Annotated in this window: 15 protein-coding genes; 5 read left to right on the forward strand and 10 right to left on the reverse strand. The window is 44.9% G+C overall.

The features are described 5' to 3' along the window. Positions 1 to 9: 9 nt before the first annotated feature. The 8 genes from KO537_RS02395 to KO537_RS02430 all read right to left on the reverse strand — a co-directional run bounded on the left by KO537_RS02395 (position 10) and on the right by KO537_RS02430 (position 9072). On the reverse strand, positions 10 to 420 hold the full coding sequence (locus tag KO537_RS02395) for a curli production assembly/transport protein CsgE (RefSeq protein WP_131523186.1): 411 nt from the start codon (positions 418 to 420) through the stop codon (positions 10 to 12). A gap of 298 nt (positions 421 to 718) precedes the next feature. After that, on the reverse strand, positions 719 to 2407 hold the full coding sequence (locus KO537_RS02400; RefSeq protein WP_173243146.1) for an ATP-binding protein: 1689 nt from the start codon (positions 2405 to 2407) through the stop codon (positions 719 to 721). A gap of 46 nt (positions 2408 to 2453) precedes the next feature. Then, complete coding sequence (locus KO537_RS02405) at positions 2454 to 3932, reverse strand: sigma-54 dependent transcriptional regulator (RefSeq protein WP_173243143.1); 1479 nt, start codon at positions 3930 to 3932, stop codon at positions 2454 to 2456. 123 nt (positions 3933 to 4055) lie between these two features. Then, a complete protein-coding gene (locus KO537_RS02410; RefSeq protein WP_173243139.1) occupies positions 4056 to 5255 on the reverse strand; it encodes an FtsX-like permease family protein in 1200 nt (399 codons plus the stop codon). 10 nt (positions 5256 to 5265) lie between these two features. After that, positions 5266 to 6576 (reverse strand): ABC transporter permease, encoded by a 1311-nt coding sequence (locus tag KO537_RS02415; RefSeq protein WP_173243136.1) that lies wholly within the window; start codon positions 6574 to 6576, stop codon positions 5266 to 5268. Positions 6577 to 6587: 11 nt separating this feature from the next. After that, positions 6588 to 7337, reverse strand: a complete 750-nt coding sequence (locus tag KO537_RS02420; RefSeq protein WP_173243133.1) for an ABC transporter ATP-binding protein — start codon at positions 7335 to 7337, stop codon at positions 6588 to 6590. Between the two features lie 99 nt (positions 7338 to 7436). Further along, complete coding sequence (locus KO537_RS02425; protein ID WP_105251637.1) at positions 7437 to 7700, reverse strand: hypothetical protein; 264 nt, start codon at positions 7698 to 7700, stop codon at positions 7437 to 7439. Between the two features lie 109 nt (positions 7701 to 7809). Next, positions 7810 to 9072, reverse strand: a complete 1263-nt coding sequence (locus KO537_RS02430; RefSeq protein WP_173243130.1) for an HlyD family efflux transporter periplasmic adaptor subunit — start codon at positions 9070 to 9072, stop codon at positions 7810 to 7812. A 353-nt stretch (positions 9073 to 9425) separates the two neighbouring features. On the opposite strand from KO537_RS02430, the gene pyrC reads away from it, so the two are divergent. The 5 genes from pyrC to KO537_RS02455 all read left to right on the forward strand — a co-directional run bounded on the left by pyrC (position 9426) and on the right by KO537_RS02455 (position 16800). Next, positions 9426 to 10457 (forward strand): dihydroorotase, encoded by a 1032-nt coding sequence (gene pyrC, locus KO537_RS02435; RefSeq protein ID WP_173243127.1) that lies wholly within the window; start codon positions 9426 to 9428, stop codon positions 10455 to 10457. 131 nt (positions 10458 to 10588) lie between these two features. Then, positions 10589 to 11635, forward strand: a complete 1047-nt coding sequence (locus tag KO537_RS02440; RefSeq protein WP_173243124.1) for a hypothetical protein — start codon at positions 10589 to 10591, stop codon at positions 11633 to 11635. Between the two features lie 300 nt (positions 11636 to 11935). Further along, the gene (locus KO537_RS02445; protein ID WP_173243121.1) at positions 11936 to 12757 is read left to right on the forward strand and encodes a toxin-antitoxin system YwqK family antitoxin; all 822 of its coding nucleotides are present in this window, start codon (positions 11936 to 11938) and stop codon (positions 12755 to 12757) included. Positions 12758 to 13691: 934 nt separating this feature from the next. Then, positions 13692 to 14504 (forward strand): glutamate racemase, encoded by an 813-nt coding sequence (gene murI / locus KO537_RS02450; protein ID WP_173497468.1) that lies wholly within the window; start codon positions 13692 to 13694, stop codon positions 14502 to 14504. A 241-nt stretch (positions 14505 to 14745) separates the two neighbouring features. Further along, a complete protein-coding gene (locus KO537_RS02455; RefSeq protein ID WP_219233776.1) occupies positions 14746 to 16800 on the forward strand; it encodes a hypothetical protein in 2055 nt (684 codons plus the stop codon). 204 nt (positions 16801 to 17004) lie between these two features. Here the strand turns inward: KO537_RS02455 and KO537_RS02460 are convergent, their stop codons facing one another. Next, positions 17005 to 18147 (reverse strand): glucosaminidase domain-containing protein, encoded by a 1143-nt coding sequence (locus tag KO537_RS02460; RefSeq protein WP_251071001.1) that lies wholly within the window; start codon positions 18145 to 18147, stop codon positions 17005 to 17007. A gap of 262 nt (positions 18148 to 18409) precedes the next feature. Then, the gene (locus KO537_RS02465) at positions 18410 to 19324 is read right to left on the reverse strand and encodes a LysR family transcriptional regulator (protein ID WP_219233777.1); all 915 of its coding nucleotides are present in this window, start codon (positions 19322 to 19324) and stop codon (positions 18410 to 18412) included. Positions 19325 to 19365: the final 41 nt, after the last annotated feature.

Consider the following 19365-nt stretch of genomic DNA (forward strand, 5'->3'; position numbering starts at 1 on the left):
ATTATTATCCTAAAAGTCGTCCGATGTTCCTGAAAAATCACCTGTTATTGCATTGGCTCTGACTTGCGCTAAATAATCAATCGTAAGCAAAATCGCCTGCTCTGCGCTCTCTTTAATCGGATTTGCACGACGACCAAAATGGGTGGTGTAAATCCGAGTCCCGTTTACCTCTAAGGTTAAAACGGTTCCAGCCTGTGGAAACACTGTCTCATATAGAGTGACGTTAAAGCCTTGGGTAAAGGGCAATTCGCGCCAATAGCTTGAGTAGTAAAAGCCAAAGTCCTTACCAAACCGAGTCAAGGTTCTATCTATTACTAAGCCACTAATTTCAATGTCGTTATCGGCAATAGTGATAGGGGAAGCCAGCAGCAGGAATGGACATAAAACGTAAGTAAGCAGACGCTGTTTTAACTGTTTCACTTATCCCTCCTTAACCTTTTTAATCGAACCTTAAAAACCGCGCTAACCTCTGTTAGAACAAGGTGAGTTTTAACGCAAATTTTCGATAAAACAGGTTAACAGGGTTAAAGATCTCCCGTCATTACGCTAGGGGGCAAATTAGCCCGAAGAGCTAAGGTAAAAAGGCAAAAATAGCCCATTTGGCTAATACGCCAAGAGGCTGTTGAGGATAGGAGTTATGCATTAAACAAGCGGATAAGATAAGCAATAAAAATGCGACTTAAGAGTCGCATTACGGTGTTTATTCAAAACGCGAGCATTATTGTGGTAACCATAGTCGAACCAACAGGCCACCGTCACTGCGATTATGCATGCTAATACTGCCATCGTGGGCTTCGATAATTTCACGGCACAAAGGTAAACCTAAGCCTGTACCCGATTGTTTTGTTGAGTAAAACGGCAGTAGCGCCTGCTCTAATACTTCACCAGACATACCTGCGCCGCGATCCTCAATCACAATACTAAAACCTGCACCATCCACTAAGGTTTGATACCGAATCGACAGGGTGACATCCTCGGGGTTTGAGCCAGATTCATGGGCGTTTTTAAGTAAATTGAGGAGCACTTGCTCCATCTGTCCTTGATCGAAAAAACCATCAACCTCAGGTAACTCATGAATGAGTTTAAAGGGATAATGCTGAGTTAACTGGGCAGTAAATTGCGTCCAATTCACCTGACGCCGTTGCGGGAGCGGCAACTTAGCAAAACGAGCATAGTTGAAGATAAACTGGCTTAGATGGCTGGTGCGATTCTCGATGGTATCGAAAATTAAGGTTAGCTTGGGATTATCGATATCTTTGGTGAGCAGTCGGCCGGAGTTCACCATAGAGGCGATGGGCGCGACTGAGTTATTGAGCTCATGGCTAATAATGCGGATGACTTTTTTCCATACTGCCACCTCTTGACGATTGAGCTCGCGGGTCATCTGCTTGAGCAAAATCAAGTTATGCTGTTGGTTATTCAATAAAAATTGGCCGCGACTTAAATACCAAGTTTCCACATCATCTTCACCCATGGCGAAGAGTCCGTTCTTTTCATGTTTAAGCGCTAAGGCCAATACTTCGGGCAAATCCACCAGCAATTCATCTAAGCTCAAGCCTTCCATTCTGCCCTTTTTATGAAATAGGTGACGCGCCGCATCGTTGGCGTAAATGAGCCGCTGATGATCGTCCAGTAACAACATCACATTGGGAGAACTTTGAATCACCTTATCCAGTAATAACTCCCGCTGATAAATGTACTGCCTTTCTTGGCGCAATTTTGCCGCCGAATGGTTAAATAACTGCGCTAAGGTTTTGAGCTGACCTTCGCCATGTTCAGGAATACTCACACTAAAGTCATTATCACTAAAATTTAGCAAGCCGACTTCAAGGGAATCTAAACTGCGGCCGAGATGTCGAGTCAACCAAGCAATACCTAAACCACAGACAGCACAAGCGAGAAGCAACACGATCAAACCTTCACCTAAGGTCAAACTCGAGACACGCTCTCCCTTAGCTATCTCAGCGGATATCGCAGGAGATACAGGTGCTTTGGGCGGTAAAATGGATAGCGGTTCTACACGTAAAGGCTCAACCACATGAGGAATAGAATTAAACAGCCCTTCTTTAAGTTGTTCTAACTTGAAGAGTTTTATTTGTAACTGCTCTTGTTTAAGTTGTTCAAGCTTTTGCAGCTCGGCTTTAATCTGCTCGGCCCTCTGGTGCGCTTGCATCGCCGCAGCCTCCTGCAATTGCTCACTATTGTTAAGGGCGAGTTCGATGGAGGCGACCGTTTTCTCAAGCTCTGCAAAATCCAGTTGCACATTCACATCAGGGATTTCAATCGTGTTAGACGTGGCAACAGACGAAGCATCGGGTGAGATATACTTCACCAAAGCAAAACTCAGCAAGACGCCAAAGGCGCAGCAAGCCATTGAAAAAATGATAAGTTTAGTTCGAATTAACACTCAGATTCCTTAATCGATAGCCTTTACCCTAGCATCTGCACTTAGCCTATGACTTATCTAAACCAAACTTGTCCATCCGCCGATACAGCGCTTGGCGACTGAGTCCAAGCGCTTTTGCCACCCGAGCAATTACGCCATGATGCTGTTTTAACGCCGCTTCGATATCTTCTCGGCTCACGTCTATCGCCTCATTGGCATCTGACACTTGGGCACGAACAGACTCATGATAAAATGCGGTATTTACGGGGATGGAAGCGGGCGAATAAACAGGCAGAGGATCAGACTGTCTCAAGCCAGATAGCCGCGACTCAGATACAGCCGAAACACTGGAAGCCGATTTGATGACACTCGCAACAGTCGCCAAACCAAAGTCAGCTTCAGTCAACACATGGCTTTGCGCCAACAATACGGCTCGCTTACAGGCGTTTTCAAGCTCGCGCACATTTCCCGGCCAGCGGTGCTGTAATAACGCCTGCAACGCAGGTTTACTCAAGCTAAAATCGCTGCCAATAAAATGCTGCACTAAAGGTAAAATATCATCGATGCGTTGATTCAGCGGTGGCAATGCCAGTTCAATCACGTTTAAGCGGTAAAACAAATCCTCACGGAATCGCCCTTCAGCGATATCTTGGGCCAGATCCGCATTGGTCGCACTGATCACCCGCACTTTTACTTTCTGGGTTTTATGGCTTCCTAAGCGTTCAAATTCGCCGGTTTGTAGCACCCGCAATAATTTCACTTGCCCAGACAAAGGTAAATTGCCAATTTCATCTAAAAACAGCGTGCCGCCGTCTGCCGCTTCGAAACGGCCAATACGCGCTTTAGTCGCGCCAGTAAAAGCGCCCGCCTCGGCACCAAACAGCTCGGCCTCTAATAAATCCATCGGCAAGGCGCCGACATTAACCTTAATAAAAGGTTTGTTTTTTAAGGGTGAATTGGCGTGGAGAATATCGGCAAGCTTGTCTTTACCCGCGCCATTGGGGCCAGTGATCAAGACCGACACATCGGAGCGTGCCAGTTGCAAGGCTAAGTCAATACAACGTTGCATAGCACCGCTACCAAAGACAATACCGCAGAGATCCGCATCGGCGATCGCCACTTGGCGTTGATGATTCACCCGCTCCAAGCGGTGGTTAGCACGGGAGAGTTTATAAAGCGCAATCAGATTAGTGATGCTATTGAGTAGCTTAGCGTCATCCCAAGGTTTGCCCATATAATCGGCAGCGCCCGCTTTGACTAATTCAACAGCCGTTTCGAGCTGGGTCCACGCCGTCATCAAAATAATCGGCAAATCCCCTTGGCGTTCGCGCAGGGCGTAAAACAGCTGCCGACCTTCCTCACCCGAGGTGGTATCTCGGGTAAAGTTCATATCTTGGATCACTAAATCCACATCTTGCGTCGTCAATAACCCAAGGGCGTCCTCTGGGCTATGGCAAATCAGCACCCGATAATCATTGAGTTCTAGCATCAAACCTAGGGCTTGGCAGATGGCATGATTGTCATCGACGATAAGGATAGTATCCATAAGTGTGAGTGTTGTCCTAAGTAAAACTGTTAACCGTAAAGTAACAAAAAGTGCAATAACATCCTATTGTTATCGCACTTTTGTCGCGCTTTTATCGCACCTTGAGTGACATCAAATATTCAGTTATACGCTGCGAGTTGCGGTTGCTGGCGAAATATTTGCCGCTTTACGCGCTGGCAAGTAAACCGCTAACGTGGTGACAATAAACAAACCTGCCACAGTAATTAGTGGGTAGCTTAAGTCCAACATAGGCAAGCTATAGATTTTCATCAACTGTTGGCCTAACTGTATCGCTAACAAGCCGCCAAGCACGCCTCCCGCTAAGCAAATCAAATAATTCTCCACGAGGAAGTAACTGATAATATCGCGCTTTTTAGCACCCAATGCGCGGCGGGTACCTATCTGCTTAGTGCGGCGCTGGATATTAAACATCACCATGCCCGTTAAACCGAGCGAGGTGATAAGCAATAACAACACCACCATCATAGTTAACACAGTAATCATCAATTTATGATCTCGGTATGAGCTATCTTTTAAGGCCTCGATTGACTTAAAGCCATCGAGCACTCGGTTTGGATTCTCAGCCAGCAGCGCTTTTTTTATCGCGTCTTTAAGCTCGGCGTGAAACTCAGGTTTGGCCCGTACCATGTAAGAACTGCTGCCATAATCCACATTTTGAATCACACTATTTTCAAGGCTAGAACTGTCAATCCACGCGCCTTGCAGTTTTTCGACTACGCCAATCACAGTGATCTGCGCATCCTTACCTTCGTACAATACTTTGCCAAGTGCGGATTCATCAGGCCAAATGGCTTTCGCTAACGTACTGGAGATGATCGCTAATCGGCTAGGGCTATCGAGGTTATCCTTAAGTTCATGGGGGTAAAAGTTACGCCCCTCAATCAGCTTAATTCCTAAGGTCTCAATGGTGTGATCTGTCCCTAAATACATGGCAAATTGCGGTGTCGATTTAGCGCTATCTGGGTCGGGGCCCAGATTTAACGTGCTCGACCAGCCGCCACCGCTTAACGGCAACATATTGGTTGAGGTCGCATCAATCACATTGGGCAGCCCCCGCAAAATTTGCTGATCAATTTTGTTTTGCGCGGTTTTATCAATCAATGGATCGAAGTTGAACAAGCTAAAGGTCAAGACTTCTGACTCTTTAATCCCCGAATCACGCTGCATCAGGGCTAAACGCTCTTGAATAATAAAGCTCGCATTCGCCACAATCGCCACAGACAAGATAATCTGAATAAGCAGTAAGACTGGACCGCTTTTACTGCGCAATAAACTGCTGAGAATAGGTTTAATATGCAACATAATGAGTCCCTTACTGGCTTTTCAGATAAACACTAGGTTTAGTGCGACACACCACCCATGCGGGATACAAGCCAGCCAACAAGGCTGTGCCTACCGCAATACTTGGGGTGATAATCCACATACTCGCCGATAAATGGGTTAACCCCTTCGCGACCTCAAACTGGGCCGATAACCCATAAAGCGAAGCGTAGGCCCAAGCGAGTCCCAGCAAACCACCGAATAAGCCAATCATGCCCACTTCCACCATGTATTGAGCGAAGATTTGGCCACGGCTAGCACCAATGGCGCGACGCACTCCCACTTCGGGTGCGCGCTTGAGGAACTTTGTCAGCATTAAACCTAATATATTGACTAAACAAACACTTAAAAACAGCGCACTCAAGCCAACCAAGATTTTATTGTCTTCGGGCACCACATGATTGTATTCAAGCCAAGTTGCCACATCGGATACTTTGACTGAGTCAGCGGCAGATTTATTATCCGTAAAACGGCCTAGGGCTTTTTGCTCCGCTACATAATTGCTGAGCCAAGAACGGTAACTGGCTACTGCGTCTTTATTTGGTAACTCAACCCAATACAGCAGCCACACTTTTTCAGAGTTAAGGCGATCACTGTAACTATTCATCGTCTCAAACTTCCAACCCGACGTGTTACCCCATACATCAAACTCTTCGATAGGCGTCAGCGAAAACGGCACAAAAATTTGTTCCGTGTCGTTAAAGGCACCGTTAGTGGGATCATAATATTTAGGCTTAGGATCCCAAGCATCAATCACCCCCACCACTTGATAAGGTTTACGATTAAGATAGATAACTTTGCCAACACTGTTTTGACCCGCAAACAACTTTTGATTGAGTTTATCGTTAATCACCACTTGATAAGCAGGTTCAGTGTCGACGGATTTATCCCACGCATTACCGTACAAAAATGGCACGTCAAACAGCTTAAAAAAGTCACTGTCCGTCACCCGAATGCTTTCTAAAATAGGCGCAAAATTGGCATCCTCCGTTTGCACTGCCATCCCAGTGCGAAACATCGCAGCTTGGCTTTTAGGTAAGGTATTGTTGCGCAGATTCATCGCGTCTTGGTAAGTCACTAACGAGTTTAACTCATCCCAAGAATCAGGACCTTGGCTCCAAAGCTGTACCGCATTTAACTCATCAGAGCGTTCACCCGCAGGATTAAATGACATCATCTTGTACACGTTTAACGTAGTAATCGTGATACCAATACCAATCGAAATCGCCAACACCATTAACAGCGACAGCACCGGGGTTTTCTTAATGCTGCGCCAAGCTAAATCAACATAATAAAAGAACATAATGCATATCCTTAACGGTCGGCGTTGGCGACAAGTTTGTCGATATCAGTCGCAGCAGTGATGTCACTGACATGTCGATGACCTTGATGATACATAGTAAAATCACACACTTGACCATCGACAATTTGAATGTTGCGTTGGGCGCGGCGAGCGAGTTCAGGATCGTGCGTCACCATGATAATGGTCGTGCCCGCTTGATTGATATTTTCGAGTAATTCCATCACTTGACGTGCCATTAGGCTGTCGAGGTTTCCCGTAGGTTCGTCGGCGAGCAGGAAACGTGGCTCCCCCGCCAAAGCACGAGCAATCGCCACCCTTTGTTGTTGTCCACCCGACAACTGAGTAGGTAAATGTTGGAGCCGTGAAGCTAAGCCCACTTGCTCTAATGCCTCTTGTACACGACGTTGACGCTCCTTGGCATTAAAACCACGATAGCGCAGCGGCACTTCAATATTCTCAGCTAAGTTAAGATCGGGAATTAAGTTAAAACCTTGGAAAATAAAGCCAATTTTTTCATTCCGGATAGTGGCGCTCTTGTTATCGCTCAAGTTAGAGACGTTAATCCCATCGAGAAAATAGTCGCCGTGGGTAAAACCTTCGAGTAAACCTGCAATATTTAAAAAGGTGGTTTTACCCGAGCCAGAAGGACCTGTGACTGCGACAAATTCGCCTTCGTTCACCTCGAGGTTAAAATCGCGCAGGGCGTGGGTTTCTACTAAATCCGTTTTAAAAACCTTGCTCACATTCTTCATTGATAACATGTTAATTTCCTTTAAATAATCAAATCTATTTTGGCGCCTAGACTCTGCGTCTACACCTTAGGCATCGACTCATGTACGACCGTAATCAGCACACCTTTATCAGCCAAAGAATGGCTCAACGACACATTCTAAAAACCACATAAAAGCGCCCAGCATAAGGTTGGCAGTTTCGGTTGAAACCTCACCCACTTGGCGAAACTCATCCAAAGGATTACTCCATTCCAACAAATTGAGTCCGAGGAAAAACCAGCTATTGGCCTCACCGATACTTAGTTCCACCGCAACCACCAGTAATAATAAGGCTAGTACTCCAAACACTTTGGATGACATCAACATGCTGATATCAAATTGTTTATCACGCATATCCGGCTCCTATTCTTATCCATGTCGCAGCAGGTTTCGTCATTCACCTTGATCACTGCGCTGTTAAATTCATCAGATTGGTTGTTTAATAATTTACGAATATCGGTCATCAATGAATTCTGACCTGTTCGGCGTGATTAAAAGGGTCGACACTTGAAATAACCCACTCATCTCCGGCTTTGCCACCATCAAGCACTTCGACTTGGCTCAGGCTAGTACTGCCGAGCTTAACCTCACGACGGCTGGCTAAATCGCCCTCGACTTGATAAGCCACATTACCTCCACCGCTGGTCATAAAGGCGCCGCGTTTTACCATAAGAACATTGGGTCTGTGCTCTAATAACACTCGGGCCGAGATGCGTTGATTCTGGCGCAGTGTTAGGCTGTCGCTTTGGTCAAATTGCACCCTAGCGGTCACTTCACGGTTACGCACTTCAGGGGAAATCGACGATAACTTGCCCATTAACTTAATACTGCCAAAACTCAACTCGACTTCCATGCCTAAACCCAGATCATCCGCATAGGACTCAGGCACGGCTAACTCAGCCTCATAGGCGCTTAAATCCACGACGGTTAAAATCGGTTGGTTAGCGCTAAGACGGGTTTTCTGCTCGGTAATCCAGTTACCGATAATGCCGTTAACAGGTGCAACAATATTCAAGGCATCGACTTGGCGTTCTAATTCACGCACCGCGAGAGTTTGACGCTCAACTTCTAGGGCTTTATTTTTAATCTCAAAGGTTAACGTATCTTTCGTTAACGCAACTTCTTGCTCTGCATGCTTAAACTTCAGCTTGGCTTTGTGTAAATCATCTTTGCCCTTTTCATAATCAATCTGGCCAATAAGCTGACTTTGAATCAGTTCCTCTCCGCGTCGGCTTTCCCTATCCGCCGCTTCAAGATCGACCGTTGCGATATCTAAGGTTTGATAAGCTTGTAATTGATCGCGTCTTGCATCCAACTTAGCGCGCTCTAATGCACTCTCCATACCCGCTAATAGGGACTTGGCTTGCTCTAGCTGATTAGTGAGTCTTGGACTATCAAGTTTGGCGACCACATCGCCCTTATTAACAGTATCGCCAGGATTGCTGAGCAGAGTCACAGTACCTTCCTCTGTGCTATACAAAATAGGCGCATTGGCCGCCACGATTTTACCTGTGGTCGCCACATCGCGGGTTAACGTTCCAACGAAGAGTTTTGCGGTAGTGATGTCGCTGCGGCTTAAGGATTTGCTCACGCTATCAGTGCCCAAGCTCGCCCAAACTAAGGCGCTGACTAATAAGGCGCAACCGCCAATGATCAGCGGTAACTTAAGACGTTTAGAGGTCGATGGCACAAGTACTGTATCTTGGCCGCTAGTATCTTTAATCATGGCTTTACTCGCTTCCCTGTTGGAATCATCAGTGCCGGAACGTATCAACGGACACTATTGGAAATCTCTACCCTAGAGTTAGCAAAGCCTATGCCAAACAAGTAAAATCATATTATTTCAAAACGTTAACAAAAAATTGCAGATAAAAGTGTCCGCGGACACTGGCGCTTTCATTTAAAAGTGTCCGCAGCAGAGAAATGAAAAGTGTCCGATTGAAAAAAAGCAGTTCCTAGATTCTAGGGTCTAGAAATCTAGATTTATTAACCAAAACAGCCGAGTTTCCCTTTACAGTAAAATCCTTGCCACATAAGATCCCGCCACCCTCGCAGCAAAAACGATCAAAAGAAAACCCTATGACCACAATAACAATCACTCGCCCAGACGACTGGCATATTCATTTAAGAGACGCCGCCCAGCTTAAAGATACAGTGCGCGATATCAGCCGCTATATGGGCCGCGCCATCGTGATGCCAAACTTAGTGCCCCCCGCTATCGATACCGAAACCGCACTGGCCTATTACGATCGCATTAAAGCGCAAGTGCCCGCGGGCTCACAATTCGAACCTTTGATGGTGTTGTATTTAACCGACAAAACCAGCCCAGATGAAATCCGCAAGGCCAAAGCCTCGGGTAAAATTGTCGCCGCTAAACTCTACCCAGCGGGCGCGACGACTAACTCAGATTCCGGCGTAACCGATGTTAAAAACATCTATCCCGTACTCCAAGCCATGCAAGAAGTCGGTATGCTGTTTTTAGTCCACGGTGAAGTCACAGATTCAGCCATTGATATTTTCGACCGCGAGCGTGTCTTTATTGAAAATATCCTCAGTAAAATTGTCGCCGATTTCCCAGCGCTTAAAATCGTGCTTGAGCATATCACCACCAAAGATGCAGTTGATTTTGTCACTCAAGCCTCAGACAATGTGGCCGCGACTATCACGGCCCACCATTTACTGTATAACCGCAATCACATGCTGGCAGGCGGTATTCGTCCGCATTTTTACTGCCTGCCGATTTTAAAACGCAACACCCACCAGCAGGCGTTGTTAGGTGCAGCGGCAAGCGGCAGCAAGAAGTTTTTCCTCGGTACAGATTCAGCGCCACACGCCAAGGATAAGAAAGAAGCGGCCTGTGGCTGTGCGGGTTCGTACACGGCTCATGCCGCCATTGAGCTGTATGCCGAAGCATTTGAGTCGGTCAATGCGCTGGATAAACTCGAAGCGTTCGCAAGCTTTAACGGCCCTGACTTTTACCATCTACCACGCAATACCGATACCATCACGCTGGTCAAAAAGTCATGGGATGTTCCTGCAACTTACCCGCTTGGCGATACTAACGTCGTGCCTATTCGTGCTGGAGAAACCATTGATTGGCAAGTTGAGTAAGCCTTAAGTCTTTAACATCAAGTCGCCTACGGGCGACTTTTTTATCAGATTTTGATTTTTAATCCACAATCGGTCAGTATCCTGCGCTTAGAATACGGCCCTTACTTATCACCTTTTAAGAGAAAATCAGTATGCCCACAAGGATATTATTCTCCGTTTTATCTTCAAGCCTGTTGCTGACCGCCACGATCTCTTTGCCGACCTTTGCGGCCAATGAACTCACAGGGATCTGGCAGGGACAGTTAGGTAAAAGCAAGGTCAGAATTTGTTTTAATCAATATGGAACAGGCAGTTATTACTATCAACGCTACTTAACGCCGATAAGACTCGAGCAGCAAGATGAACTGTGGAAAGAAGAAGGCAATACAGGAAATTGGCAGTTTGATAGTGTCACGCCACAAAAACTGAGCGGCCATTGGTTTAAAGATACCGCGAGTAAATCGTTACCAGTGCAACTTGAGCGAGAAATCAGCCCAGATAAGGTCGAGGATTGTGGTGCCGATGCTTACAATCTACCGCTAGAAACCACGCCAAAACTCAGCCGAGGTAAATGGCAAAGCTACGAAAATATTGAGTATCGCCCGCTGACGTTTGGCACAGATGTAGGTATCGAATTTAAAGGCCCACAAACGGGTATATTGACAATTAATCAATGGCTTGAACATAAGCTCACCGATGAAGCCCAACTAGCACAAACCTTTGACACTCGCCGCAGAATGCTGGCACAAATGGGCAGTTTTGTAACTGACGAAACCTTTGCCGAACCGATTTTTATTAATCAGCATTGGCTCAGTGTGCGCCTATATCGCTGGGCGGCAGGTTATGGCGCCAATGGTATCAGCCAAGAATTTGTGAGTTTCTCCCTTAACGACGGCAAACCTTTCCACCCATGGCAATGGTTTCTCGCCGATACTCAACCACAAAGCATGCTCGAGGGTATGAGTCATCCTTTACCCCCAGCATTAAGGGACAAATTGTTTGCTGGCAAAGCACCGGACGCAGAATGCCCCACATCCGACGGCTCGGGATATTACCAGCTCACCCTCGAGCCAAAGGGCATCAAATTCTGGGAAACGCCCCGCGGCGATGGCTGTGAAAATGAGTTTATCCTCAGCCCGCAAGAAGCCATGCCCTATGCCACCCAATGGGGAAAAACACAGCTTAAGATATTGGAATAGTGTACTTAACTGAGAAAATATTAGAGGGAAAGAAAGCAGTCATGGCGATGATAGTAGTGCGATGATAGTAGCGCGACGACAAGCACTCTTTCCCTCCCGACACAGCAATCCATTTCGAGCTAATTCATTTCAGTAAGGAATCATCTTTGAGCAATTTAACCGCAAAAATAGCGACACCCGAGGCCTTAGTGCAAGCTCAGCTTGAAGCATAATATTTGAGCAAGGAGTGCCTACTACCTTGAAAAACACCGATGGTAGGTGTGAGAGCATTGAGAATTATAGATAAAAAAGGAGTTATCGATGAAGGAAATAGATTTTAATCAATTGCAAAATATAAATGGGATCTATTATGAAATAGATACACAAATACCTTTTACTGGGAAAAGTAAAAGGTATTATGAAAGTGATGATTGTGACGGATATAGGGAAATAACTTATAGAAATGGTCTAGAAGACGGTCCTTTTAAAACATATGATGAAGATGGTTTGCTATTGTTCGAAGGATCTTATAAAAATGGGTTAGAAGAAGGCCCTTACAAAAAATATTATGAAAATGGCGGAGTGGAGAAGGAAGGAAGTTATAGAAATGGATTAGAAGAAGGCCCTTACAAGATATTTTATAAAAATGGCGCTGTAAGGCTTGTAGGGAATTATAATAATGGATTAGAAGATGGTCCTTATAATAGATATTATGAAAGTGGGAGGATATTGAGAAAAGGAACTAAGAAAAATGGACTTCCAGAAGGAATTTGTGAATCATATTATGAAAATGGTCAATTGTGGGGAGTGGTTTTCTGTAAGGATGGTAAGCAGGAAGGCCTTTCTAGATATTATTATGAAAGTGGTCAGTTGTGGTGGGAGATGACGTATAAAAGTGGTTTGGAAAATGGCCACTCTATACATTATTATGAAAATGGAAAGGTCAATTGTGATGCAATTATTGAAAATAATCTAAAAGAAGGTCCATATAAGCGATATTATGAAAGTGGTCAATTGATGGAGGAAGGGACTTATAAAAATGACTTATTAGAAGGAGTCCTTAAAAGCTATGGTGACGATGGGCAATTAGCATCTGAAGAGATTTATAAAGATGGTCAATTAATCATGGTAAAAAATAAATAAAATTTAAATCTGCAATTCACTGAACCAGACTTATCTCGTCTGGTTCCCAGGGTAATCGCGTGAATGTTCATATTTTGTCCGCCTTGGCAAGTCCAGCCATTAATATCTTTTCAAGAAATGCGGTTTTCATCCAAGCTCGATTTCTTTTGGTCACTAGACTCGGCTTGCTCGGCTAGGCATTGAGCATATAAGCGAAAGTCAGGACTCCCATAACTCTTTTTCTGCTTTATTATCAATATTATCAAGACATCCATTGTTCATAGCCTGTACCTTAAGCATCTAAATGTGCCCATATCAACTCTAAGCTATTGTCGTGCTTTGTTTTTGACTGCTTGCTGCGATAACATTTGGTGGTAATAAATTCTATTGCCCAACTCAGATCGGCCTTGAACTGCGTATTACCACGCATGGCAGTAAAAAAAGCGGACAGCCATGAATTTTTTAAGAATCAACCATCTGACATACACAGGGATTAACCCAAATTAAGCACTACCATGGAAGTGACCATCCGTGGCATGGTCGCTTATTCACATCCATGTGATCGCGACATTATTATGTCCTATACAGCAGATTCCATTCTCGAGCATACATGGACGACTATTTTAAAACCAAAGTCGGCGTGTCACTAGAATGATAGTGCTTAATGGTTATGGGAATTAAAGCTCCACCAATATTTACAAACGCACGAAGGATTAAGTTGGCATCCAAACTAAACTGCGGACAAAACTGAGTATTCATGATCTCACCCAGCGGTAGATAGCATTAACTCACCAAAAGATTTTTTGTTTACGAAAAAGTCTTAACCAAACATATCCTCATTGATCAAAATAAGCTGAAAGAGCAAAATGCGCCTCTTGAAGCCGTATGCCAATTCGACTAACGCTCCTGTGTCTATGGCAAAATTAAATGTGTTGATTATGTGAAGGTAGGTGCAATGGATAGCTCAATATTAGTTTTTGATTCAGGTTCAGGTGGACTTACCGTCGCGGCCGAAATAAAAAAGAGAATCCCCAACATACGGCTGAGTTACGTCTCTGACGCTGGCTTTTTCCCGTACGGAAAAAAGCCACACGATATACTTAAAAAGCGAATTTTAGACGTTATATCCAAAGCAAGCTCACTGACTCAACCCGATATCATCGTTATCGCCTGCAATACAGCGAGTACCATTGCGCTAGACTTACTTCGTGCTGAACTCAATCTACCTATTGTCGGCGTTGTCCCTGCGATAAAACCTGCCGCTTCGTTATCAAAATCAAAGGTAGTGATGGTACTTGGCACTCACACCACGGTGAACTCAGCTTATGTGAAGATGCTGATCACGAATTTCGCCACAGAATGTAAGGTTTTAGTAGAAGACTCTGAAGCGCTGGTTCTCGCCTCAGAGCAAAAACTTCTCGGCAATGGGTTTGACCCCGACATTGTAACCCAGGAAATTCAGCGTATTTTTAACAAACCCGATGCGTTTAATACCGATGTATTAGTGCTGGCTTGTACTCACTTTCCACTTATCAATGCAGAAATCAAAAATGCCCTTCCCCACCACGTTACCGTCATTGATTCTGGATTAGCGATTGCTAATCGAACGCACTCATTGTTGAAAATCGAACACCAAACGTGTAGCCCGATACTCGATCCAGAAATAACGTTTTACACCACTGGGAATGTAGATTCAGAACAAGCGAAACAAAGCAAAATTGAAGCACTGCTTCAGTGCTCCATTAAATTTAAGCAGCTGTTATTGTAATATTTTTAGCTCATTTTCTTTTAAAACCCGTTTTCAAAGAAATCTAAATGATTACCCTAAAAGACACCCACGAAATAAATGCTATGTACCATCGCGGATTGTTAAATATTGGATCTTAACAGGCCGCTATTGCGGCCTTTTTTGTATCAGCTACTTCCTGAAGTGCTTGTCTTCGCATAAAATTCGGCCCGTTTACTGGTGCGCATGAGGCGCAAGTTATCGGTGTAAAAGGTGTAGTTAAATGGAACTTTCGATTCGCAGTTTATTCACTGCAGCGGGCATGATGTTGTTATCCTCTTTAATGGTTATTCCTGCGGCAAGCGCTGCGGGCAAAGCCGTCCATCCCACTGTCGATTTACCAAATGGCCAATGGCTTAATTTTCACCAAAAAGACAATCAAGTGTGGAGCGAAATGTCCGACGGCGATGCGCCCGGGGTACATCTTGATGATTATGGTGCGGCTGAAATTGTGGCCGTTTTTTACTATGACTTTGATAAGGGTGGCGACAAAGAAGTCGTGGTCATGCTTAAAGATGCTGATGGCCAGCATTTACGGGGTTATGGTTTTGAGGATTCAAAGCTCACTAAGCTGCCACGCCTTCAAGTTGTGCTGGATGAAGTCGCCCCGACGTTATCGTCATTTACCGTCAGCGACACCCGCAAAGTGTTAAACCAAATTCCGCCGCAGCAATATCGCATGACCTATGATGTTGAGGCGATTGAAGATCCTGCCATTAAAGCGATTATCGATGGATCAACCAAGCTCAAACCAACCTTAATCGGCTATCGCAATGCTAAAGGTTTACCCGCCGATGTGAAAACCGCGGACGAATATAAATTACGTTACCCCCTCACCCGCAAAGATAAAGATGCCCAAGGCCGCGAGCATCAATACAGTTTAGTGACCCACTTTTATCGCAATGATTATCGCGAACAACAGGGCAGTTTTGTGTTGGTGAGCGTTGTCTTTGAAGCCGATGATGTAGACTGGCTAAACAGCAGTGAGGGTGAGATCCCAAAAACGGGCCCAGCTTATGATTACATGAATCTCGGTGGTTCTTGGGCTGGACTTGCGCTTGAAAGTCATTATGCCCAAGGTGTGCTCGATGGCCCCTATACCGCCTACGATAACCGTAATGCCAATATCATGTTGAATGGTCAGTACAAACAAGGCAAAAAAGTCGGTAAATGGATGGAGGCTGACGGCCAAGCAAGCTATTGGGAAGGTGAATATCTTGACGGTAAAAAGCAAGGTAAATGGATTGCACAGTCCATGTTCGATGAGGCAGATAACTACGGTTTTGCCCATTACAATCAAGGAGTACTCGATGGCCCCTATGAAATCTATGAGCCCGAATATGGCGCAGACACAGGTGATAAGCGATTGTTTGAAAAAGGCATTTATCGCAACGGCGTCAAAGACGGTGAATGGCTTGAGAGCAATGGCAATAAAGGTCACTATCAAAACGGCATTAAACAAGGCCCTTGGGTAGATAAAGTCTCGCTTGGCGAATACCGCAACTATGTGGGTAACGGGGCTTACCTTGATGGCAAGCGCACTGGCCCTTGGGTATTTAAAACTGACAAGAAATCACGGATCGAAGTGACTTATCTCAATGGATTACGCGAAGGTGAAGAAAAACTAATCAGCGATGAAAATGTGCTCTTTGCCAATAAGCATTATAAGCAGGGCCTGCTCGATGGCCAGAGTATTTGGTACTCAGCACAGGATGTTGCCAGTGGCATTAGACACTATCGCAAAGGTGAATACCATGGCATGCAGGCGATATTTGATCCTAACCATAATCACCGGCTTATAGAGTTAAATCATTATGAATATGACGAAACCCTGCCCGTCAAGCCCTCTCAGGACGAGTGCATAATGCGAGAAAATCCCTATAGCAATGACTGTAAGGACATACTGAATCCCCCCTTTAGAAATACGCCATCGATTAAGCATGGGGAACAATATTATTATGATAGTAAAGGAAAATTATACAAATTTTCTGACTACCATCATGGCAACCTCATCAAAGAATATGAATTCGATGAAGAGGGGCATGTCCAAAAGCTGCAAAATAATGAACAGGGGCAAGACAGTCAAATCAGCATCCGCTACAAGAAGGATGGCGGTTATTCACTGTCCAATTACAGCGACAATGAGCAACGTGGCTGGACATATGAAATCGATAACAAGGATCGATTACTGTCCCTGAAGTATTACCACGATGGTGATAAAAAGGGGTTTACCATCAGCTATAACACAGATGGCAGTTATGCGATTACAGAAAGGTAAACATTAATATCGAACATCAGGCACTACTTATCCTTTTATCCTAATGGTTAACTCAAGGCCTTGAAGACAATGACCAGCAAAAAGGCAAAGTTTAAAATTGGGATATAGGGTAATGCGGATGCCCTTGATTAAATTGACCTATACCAGCCTAATTAAAGTGCGCTTTATTCAGGCTAAGTAAAAAATGGTTATTTTACCAATCACTTAGTTTGTTCTTGTTAATAGATGTAATGGTGCGTCATCACTTAAATAAATATCATCCACCAGATATAGCTTATTAGTACGGATCATCTGACGAATCGCCTCAACATAGGCGTGCCCACGCTCCGAATATCGGTCTAACGTCCCTGCAAGTGCAGAGCCTGTCACAGCTTGATTAGCTTGTCTTGATTGGGCACGAAAATCTCGCATCTTCTGATAAGCATTATGGGTATTCAAATTCAACAAATACCCTTCCACCGAAGCAAATGGTGTATCGAATCGTGCTAAACCATAATTGCCTAAACCTTGGCGCTTTTGCCTAGGTTCCATACCATTACCCTTGAAATCCCACTGCCCAAATAATGCATTACCTTCACGGGCAAATCGCGATGTGCCCCAACCGCTTTCTTTTGCCGCTTGAGCTAACACTAACGATGGCGGCAGGATATCCACCCTTTCAAGTAGCATTTGTCTTTGGGCTTCTAACAGCGGTTTATCTTCACTGCTTATTACTTTGTACTTTACCCCTAAGGCTAATAACGCAATATCATCGAGGGGGGCAGACATAATGACCTGTCTTTCTTGTAAAATTTTCTCATTCGCCAATAAGACTAAAGGGGCAATCATCCTAAGAAACACCATTTTCTTTTGCTTCACCGGGAGTTGGCTTGACACTGAACTCCAGCCCTCTCCCACGGCATCAAAGGTCAATCTAGGGACCGATTTATTACCATCACGAAAGCTTTCTGGCGTGTAATTAAGCGAGTCAAACAAGCCCATGAGTTCATCGAGAGAACTGATATTCAGACTCAGTTGTTTAGTCTCTGGATTGTCTAAGGATGGCTGCTCAAGCCTTTTTGGGGATGAGAAATGTTCAGCAACCGTTGGATTTGCAACAGCACCTTGATTCGCTTGCACCAAGGAAGTCGTCATCAGTTTTGGCAAACTCTGCATATGATGCAGAGCACTCTGACTGGCAACTAAAGGATTGGAAGCCGTCTGTGACTGAAAACCAAGAGCATCAACTGGCAGCCTATTCGAAATCAGCTTAGTCGCTAGCGTTTCTTGCACATACACCGAAGAGCATAAAACAGACAAAGCAATGAGTGCGAGCATAGCAACGGGAAGCTTAAACTTTATAAACATGGTATCTCTTTAACTGAGGTAAAACGGTAGCAATGGGATTAGCCAATACATCGGGGGGTAAGGTAACAGTAAAAACCTGACAGTTTGCTTAATAGATATACAAAATGACCTATTACGGTCATTTTTTAAGGAGAATAGGACGAGCGCCTTCTTGGCCGCCTCTTGACCCAATGTCAGCAATTAAATCCAACACCTTGATTTATTTAAACTCAATATGAAAATAGCGAGTGTTCACTCGCCAATAGAGCTTGACGAAATAGAATCAACTTATTCCAGAGCCAGCAAAACGAGGTAAAGCCTCTTCAAGATAGGCGACGCAGGTGCGGAGTTTGGCAGACGTTTCTAATCGTGAAGCATAAATTACATGAATTTCAGCGGATTGATGATACTCGGGGAGTACTCTGACTAATGTGCCACTTAAGAAATCTTGCTGTAAATCCCAGATGGAGCGCAACATAATACCGTGGCCTTTAAGGCACCACTGCTTAGCGACTGTGCCATTGTTGGTCATCAAGGAAGCCGCTAAATCAACCGAGGCTATGCCAGTCGCACTTTCCAATCGCCACACTCTATGGTTTTGATCGCGCTCGCGGATCCCTATGCACTTATGCTCGGCTAATGCCGCGAGATTGTTTGGCATGCCATGCGTGTCGATATAGGTCGGCGATGCCGCCAATACCCGATAATTACTCGCAAGACGCTTAGCTATCATTTGCGGTGGCAATTCGCCACCGACACGGATCTCCAGATCAAAACCTTCAGAGACCAGATCGACTGGGCGGTCGAGCAACTCTAAATCAACTTCTAATTCGGGATAGTGGAACACGAGGTCTGAAATAATCGGCGCAATACAGTGGCTGCCAAATCCTGTGCTAGTTGCGATACGTAATCGCCCCCGTGGCACTTGCTGCTCTAAGCTAATTTCAAGGCTCATTTGCTCCATGGTATCGAGCAAACGTTCAGACCATTCCAAGGCAATCTTGCCCTCTAAGGTGAGACTGACACTTCTGGCAGAACGCAGAAACAAGCGCACTCCGAGCGCTTTTTCTAATAGGCCAATGCGTTTACTCACATACGCTGGAGAAAAAGATAATTGCTCCGCAGCGGCTGTAAATCCCCCGCTTGTAGCGGCGATAACAAAGACTCGTAAATCTTCAAGTGGCGGCAGTTGGCTCACGATTCGTAATCCTTAACAAAACATTTAGCCTATTCATACAC

Origin of the sequence: Shewanella sp. NKUCC01_JLK (genome assembly GCF_019345615.1) — a bacterium.
GTDB classification, from domain to species: domain Bacteria; phylum Pseudomonadota; class Gammaproteobacteria; order Enterobacterales; family Shewanellaceae; genus Shewanella; species Shewanella oncorhynchi.